Raw genomic sequence first — 6,702 nt, forward strand, 5'->3', positions numbered from 1 at the left:
AGAGCTACATTCCCATGAGTAAGATTGTTTTAGCAACAGGCAACCAAGGTAAAGTTCGCGAGATGGCAGATATTCTGTCTGAGTTTGGTTTTGACGTTGTCGCGCAAAGTGAATTTAACGTTTCAGAAGTCGCTGAAACAGGAACGACTTTCATTGAAAATGCCATCATCAAAGCTCGCCACGCAGCGAAAGAAACAGGGCTGCCAGCCATTGCTGACGACTCAGGTTTAGAGGTTGATTACTTAAATGGTGCGCCAGGTATCTATTCAGCGCGTTACTCAGGTGAAGGGGCAACCGATAAGCAGAACATCAAAAAACTATTAGATGCGATGCAAGGTGTCGAAACTGAAAAGCGTACTGCGCGTTTCCACTGTGTGTTGGTGCTAATGCGTCACGAGAATGATCCAACACCTCTAGTGTGTCACGGTAAATGGGAAGGTCGTATTCTTACTGAAGAACACGGTGAGAATGGCTTTGGCTACGATCCTGTGTTCTTTGTACCAGAAGATAACTGCGCCTCAGCAGAGCTTGAATCTTCGCGTAAGAAGCAACTATCACACCGTGGTAAAGCGCTTGCGTCACTATTCAAGACTCTCAAGGAGCAAGCTCTGTAATGCACAATGCAGCGCTAATACCACCCGCACTTAGCCTCTATGTACACATCCCATGGTGTGTACAAAAGTGTCCGTATTGTGATTTTAACTCTCACGCTCTGAAAGCCGAGATCCCTGAAAAAGAGTACATCGATGCACTGCTTGAGGATCTCGATACTGATATCGAAAAATATCAGCTCAATGGTATGCCTCGCCCACTGCATTCGATCTTTATTGGTGGCGGTACCCCAAGCCTGTTTTCTCCTGAAGGAATTGGCCGATTGTTACAAGGCATTGAACAGCGCATCCCGTTCAAACCTGAAATAGAAATCACCATGGAAGCCAACCCGGGAACTATCGAAGCTGAGCGTTTTGCAGGTTACCAAAAGGCAGGCATTACTCGAATCTCGGTGGGTGTGCAAAGTTTTGAGCAAGAGAAACTGGAAAGACTTGGGCGTATTCATGGTCAAGATGAAGCGGTAAATGCCGCTCATTTAGCGCATAAGATTGGATTGAATAGTTTCAACTTAGACTTAATGCACGGCTTACCCGATCAGAGTATTGAACAAGCGTTGGCTGATTTGGATAAAGCGATAGAACTCGACCCTCCGCACTTATCTTGGTATCAGCTAACAATAGAACCTAACACCATGTTCTATTACAAAACACCAACGCTGCCTGATGATGATGACCTTTGGGATATCTTCGACCTAGGCCATAAGAAGCTCGCAGACGCAGGGTATGTGCAGTACGAAATTTCAGGCTACAGCAAGCCGGGATATCAGTGCCAACATAACCTCAACTACTGGCGCTTTGGTGACTATCTAGGTATTGGCTGTGGCTCTCATGGCAAGCTGAGCTTTACAGATGGACGCATTGTTCGTACCACTAAGGTTAAGCACCCTAGAGGCTATCTAGCTGCGTACCAAAACATGGTAAAACCTTATCTATCAGATGAATTTGAAGTGCCGAATGAAGACCGCCCTTTTGAGTTTTTCATGAACCGCTTTAGGTTAATGGAAGCATGTCCAAAGCAGGATTTCATTGATACGACAGGGCTTGGTTTTGACTCGATTCAAAAAACGATTGAATGGGCAAAAGAGCTAGGCTACTTGAAGGAAACCGACACTCACTGGCAGATCACTGAAAAAGGAAAGCTGTTTCTCAATGATCTGTTAGAAGCCTTTATGGCAGAAGAAGACGAGTAGTTCGAGATTCGAGATTCGAGATTCGAGATTCGAGATTCGAGATTCGAGATTCGAGAAGCATTGCGTAAGGGTTGGCTTTAGGGTCAACCCTTTTTGTTTTATAGCCCTCTCTCGGAGCGAAGCGTTCTATAGGACAACGTCCGTGCTCGAATCTTTCTCTTAGAAAATAGAACGACCAATTCGCTCTGAAAGCAACTCTAGAGCCTTAGTACCTGCGAGCGAGTTGCCAGAAGGATCAAGCTCTGGAGACCACACCGCAATCGTCATTTCGCCAGGAACGATAGCAATAATACCGCCACCAACGCCCGACTTTCCGGGCATACCAACACGATAGGCAAACTCTCCCGCCCCATCGTACAAACCACATGTCGCAAGCAAGGCATTCAATTGTTTGGTTTGAACCGGCGTGATGATCTCTTTCTTGGTTTGAACAGACACGCCTTTATTAGCCAAGTAGCTAAAGGTTTTCGCCAAATCAACACAGGTCATTTTAAGCGCACAAGCATGGAAGTAATTGTTGAGTACGGGAATAACATCGTTCTCAAAGTTACCAAATGAACGCATCAAATAAGCGATGGCAGCATTGCGATCGCTGTGCATCATTTCAGAAGCCGCCACAACTTTGTCATACACAATATGAGTATCACCTGATAGCTGACGTACAAATTCTAATAAACGGTGCCTTGGTGCAGATAGACGGCTTTGCAATAAGTCAGCAACGATAATCGCACCTGCGTTAATAAACGGGTTACGAGGGATGCCGTGTTCCATCTCAAGCTGAATCATCGAGTTAAAGGCTTGTCCTGAAGGCTCCTTCCCTACTCGTTGCCAAATCTCTTCCGGCTTATACAACACCATCGCTAACGTCAGGCTTAAAGCTTTAGAGATTGATTGCACAGAAAAAGCCTCATCAGCATCGCCAGCTTGAATAACTTCACCTTCATTGGTGTATACCGCAATCGCCAGTTTTTGGTTCGATACGCGAGCCAATGCAGGAATATAATCAGCGACCTTTCCCTGACCAATTAAAGGGCGAACTTCATCTAAAATCTCGGCCAAAATAGCTTGAGTTGGTTTCATGTGCTTACTTCTTTATTGTTATTTTTGTAGGGGGTGTGACATTACTTTCTGTCCTTAAACCTTTATCGCAATAAAAGCCTAAGGACAAAAAAGCCAACATTACAATAATGTTGGCTTTAATCAATCCCATAAAGTGTAGGGTTTAATCCTAAGTCGGATTCACCTTCACTTAATTTGATTCAGAATTACTTAGTACGCTTAAACTTAATGTCCCAAACACCATGACCTAAACGGTGGCCACGCGCTTCAAACTTAGTTAGCGGACGCTCGTCTGGACGAGGAATGTAATCACCATCTTCAGCGATATTCTTGAAGCCTGGAGCGACGTTCATCACTTCAATCATATGTTCTGCGTAGTTTTCCCAGTCTGTTGCCATGTGGAAAATACCAGTATCAAGTTGAAGCTTACCGCGAACCATCTCTGCAAACTCAGCCTTAACGATACGACGCTTATGATGACGAGCTTTGTGCCATGGGTCAGGGAAGAACAGTTGCAGTGTATGCAGGCTGCTGTCTGGGATCATGTGTTCAAATACTTCAACTGCATCGTGACACATTACACGCAAGTTAGTTACGCCAGCATCGCGAGCTGTACCTAAACACGCACCAACACCTGGGCTATGAACTTCAATACCTAAGAAGTTTTTTTCAGGCGCATTCTTTGCCATTTCAACCAGTGATGCACCCATACCGAAGCCTATTTCTAGTACAACAGGGTTGTCGTTACCAAACACTTCTTTCCAATTAAGAAGTTCTGGGTTGTAGTCGATACCCATTGTTGGCCAACATTCGTTCATCGCGTTTTCTTGGCCTTTTGTTAAGCGGCCTTCGCGGCGAACAAAACTACGGATCTTACGAACCAGTTTGCCGTCTTCAGTATATTCGTTAGTGGTCACTTCACTCATTGATTTTTGCCTGCACATTGATTAATCAAAGCGGGGATTATCCAAAGAATTGCCTCCGGTGCAAGTCTTTCCGTGGATAAATTCCCACACAATTTGTCTGTTTTACATCCAACCGTAAGTGTGGTGCAATTTCACTCCTAATAATAGCAAAGCATAGAGCATGTCGTGACTCCTTTCGCAACCGCCATATTAAAGTGGTATGACGCCTTTGGGCGTAAAGAATTACCTTGGCAACAAAACAAAACCGCCTACACCGTTTGGCTATCTGAAATCATGCTTCAGCAGACTCAAGTCGCCACGGTGATTCCATACTACCAGCGCTTCTTAGAACGCTTTCCAACGGTTATTGACCTAGCGAACGCCGAACAAGATGAGGTGCTGCACTTATGGACAGGGCTTGGCTATTACGCGCGAGCTCGTAACTTGCACAAGGCTGCCAAGATTGTTGCAGAGCAATACGGTGGTGAATTTCCGCTTTCTATCGAAGAAATGAACGCGCTACCGGGTATTGGACGCTCTACTGCCGCTGCAGTGCTATCCTCTGTGCATAAACTTCCTTATGCAATTCTTGATGGCAACGTCAAGCGTACCTTGGCGAGAAGCTTCGCTGTAGAGGGTTGGCCGGGGCAAAAGAAAGTCGAGAACCAGTTGTGGGAACACGCAGAAACACACACTCCGCAACAAGATGTCGATAAGTACAATCAAGCCATGATGGATATGGGTGCGATGGTTTGTACTCGTAGCAAGCCCAAATGTACGTTGTGCCCGATTGAAAGCATGTGCGAAGCTAAGAAGCTCGATCGACAGCTCGATTTCCCAGGTAAGAAACCGAAGAAAGAAAAGCCAATAAAAGAAACATGGTTTGTGATTCTGTACCACGATAATCAAGTATGGCTCGAACAACGCCCTCAGTCTGGTATCTGGGGAGGACTGTTCTGTTTCCCTCAAAATGAAAACGCAGAGATCGAACATCAATTAGATCTTCGTTCGATCAAAGATAGTGAAACCGATTCGATCAAGACCATGATTGCGTTTCGACATACTTTCAGCCACTACCATTTAGATATCACACCTGTATTAGTAAAATTAGATAAACAACCAGATTTGATAATGGAAGGGACTAAAGGTCTCTGGTATAACTTATCAAAACCGGAAGAAATTGGCCTAGCCGCTCCTGTAAAGCAGCTTATTGAGAGCCTACCCTTTGAACTGAACGACGACGTTTGAATCAACGAACGCGATAAGAGGAACCACTATGAGCCGCACTGTATTTTGTGCTCGCCTTCAAAAAGATGCTGAAGGCCTAGATTTTCAACTTTACCCAGGTGACTTAGGTAAGCGTATCTTTGACAACATCTCTAAAGAAGCTTGGGGACAATGGCAAAGCAAGCAAACCATGCTTATCAATGAGAAGAAGCTAAACATGATGGATCCTGAGCATCGTAAACTTCTTGAAACTGAGATGGTTAACTTCCTTTTCGAAGGTAAAGATGTCGTTATTGATGGCTACACTCCACCAAGCGAATAAGACATTTATTTAAGCAATTTTTAATGACATCATGGTTAACGCTGCGATGTCATTTTTGTATGAGGAACTATGAAAAAGCTAAGTTACTTCCTAACAGCCATGTTATTAACTGGCTGCAGCCGTGAATTTGTCGAAAGCATTTATGATGTCAATTACGAGCCAACCAACCGGTTTGTGAAGAATTTAGCTGAGCTACCCGGACAATTTGAAAAAGATACCGGGGCGCTAGATTCATTAATAGATAGCTTTTCAGGCAACATTCAAAAACGTTGGGGTAGCAGTGAAATCAAGATAGCAGGTAAGAGTAACTATGTGAAATACATAGATAATTACTTAAGTCGTTCAGAAGTGAATTTTAGCCAAGGCCTGATAACGGTGGAAACGGTTTCCTCTACCGAACCGAAAAAACACCTCAAAAATGCGATCATGACGACCCTTTTGACGCCAGATGATCCGGCGCATGTCGATCTATTCTCTTCTAAAAGCATCAAGCTAGAAGGCAAACCTTTCCTCTATAATCAGGTCGTAGACCAAGAAAAAAAGCCCATTCAATGGACTTGGCGAGCGAACCAGTTTGCGGATTACCTGATCGCGAATAACCTAAAAACCAAAGAAGTCGACTTTAAAAAAGCCTACTACGTTGAAATCCCAATGGTGGCCGACCACGCTAGCCAGCGTAGTTATCAATATGCCGACATCGTTCGACGAGCGTCTCAGCGTTATGACATCCCTGAAGATTTAATCTACGCTATCATCAAGACAGAGAGTAGCTTCAACCCGTACGCCGTAAGCTGGGCTAATGCTTATGGTCTTATGCAGGTGGTACCTAAAACCGCTGGTCGAGATGTATTTGAACACGTCAAAAAGAAACCTGGTGAACCAAGCCCTGAGTACTTATTCAATCCAGAAAACAACATTGATGCTGGCACCGCATACTTTTACATCCTTAAAAATCGTTATTTGAAAGACGTAAAAAACCCATTAACGCTTGAATACAGTATGATTTCAGCCTATAACGGCGGTACTGGTGGCGTACTCAATACCTTCAGTAAGGACAGAAAGCGAGCAATGCAAGACTTAAACTCGCTGCAACCGAGCCAAGCCTACTGGGCGCTTACCAAGAAGCATCCAAATAAAGAGTCGCGCCGATACCTCGAAAAAGTAACGCAATTCAAAAAAGAATTTAACCAAGGTAAAACATAACCCTCACTTTTGAATAAAAAAACAACGAACGAACGGTTTTTTTAGTTATTTTCAAAAAAGGAGTTGACGGTTATGCAGAAAATCCGTTTAATAGCGCTCCGTTGCCCGGATAGCTCAGTCGGTAGAGCAGAGGATTGAAAATCCTCGTGTCGGTGGTTCGATTCCGCCTCCGGGCACCACAATTT

Annotated in this window: 7 protein-coding genes and 1 tRNA gene; 6 read left to right on the plus strand and 2 right to left on the minus strand. The window is 44.4% G+C overall.

Translation table 11 applies throughout. The features are described from left to right. The first annotated feature begins 14 nt into the window (after positions 1–14). On the plus strand, positions 15–614 hold the full coding sequence (locus AB6E54_RS17205) for an XTP/dITP diphosphatase (RefSeq protein WP_017062247.1): 600 nt from the start codon (positions 15–17) through the stop codon (positions 612–614). Then, positions 614–1,801, plus strand: a complete 1,188-nt coding sequence (gene hemW / locus AB6E54_RS17210; RefSeq protein WP_017062248.1) for a radical SAM family heme chaperone HemW — start codon at positions 614–616, stop codon at positions 1,799–1,801. Before AB6E54_RS17205 ends, hemW begins: the two co-directional genes overlap by 1 nt. Before the next feature lie 159 nt (positions 1,802–1,960). On the opposite strand, the gene glsB is transcribed toward hemW, so the two are convergent. Both glsB and trmB read right to left on the minus strand, forming a co-directional pair. Next, entirely contained in the window at positions 1,961–2,881 is a 921-nt protein-coding gene (glsB, locus tag AB6E54_RS17215) for a glutaminase B (RefSeq protein WP_304564910.1), read from the minus strand. A gap of 185 nt (positions 2,882–3,066) precedes the next feature. After that, entirely contained in the window at positions 3,067–3,786 is a 720-nt protein-coding gene (gene trmB, locus AB6E54_RS17220; protein WP_029222028.1) for a tRNA (guanosine(46)-N7)-methyltransferase TrmB, read from the minus strand. 165 nt (positions 3,787–3,951) lie between these two features. Between trmB and mutY the strand changes: the two genes are divergently transcribed. The 4 genes from mutY to AB6E54_RS17240 all read left to right on the plus strand — a co-directional run bounded on the left by mutY (position 3,952) and on the right by AB6E54_RS17240 (position 6,696). After that, complete coding sequence (gene mutY / locus AB6E54_RS17225) at positions 3,952–5,013, plus strand: A/G-specific adenine glycosylase (RefSeq protein ID WP_372106503.1); 1,062 nt, start codon at positions 3,952–3,954, stop codon at positions 5,011–5,013. 28 nt (positions 5,014–5,041) lie between these two features. Beyond that, complete coding sequence (locus AB6E54_RS17230) at positions 5,042–5,314, plus strand: oxidative damage protection protein (RefSeq protein WP_004735465.1); 273 nt, start codon at positions 5,042–5,044, stop codon at positions 5,312–5,314. A 69-nt stretch (positions 5,315–5,383) separates the two neighbouring features. Continuing rightward, positions 5,384–6,517 (plus strand): membrane-bound lytic murein transglycosylase MltC, encoded by a 1,134-nt coding sequence (gene mltC, locus AB6E54_RS17235; RefSeq protein WP_017063191.1) that lies wholly within the window; start codon positions 5,384–5,386, stop codon positions 6,515–6,517. A gap of 103 nt (positions 6,518–6,620) precedes the next feature. After that, a tRNA-Phe gene (locus AB6E54_RS17240) sits at positions 6,621–6,696 on the plus strand. The last annotated feature ends 6 nt before the right edge of the window (positions 6,697–6,702 follow it).

Origin of the sequence: Vibrio sp. 10N.247.311.49, from assembly GCF_041467655.1 — a bacterium.
Lineage (GTDB): Bacteria > Pseudomonadota > Gammaproteobacteria > Enterobacterales > Vibrionaceae > Vibrio > Vibrio crassostreae_C.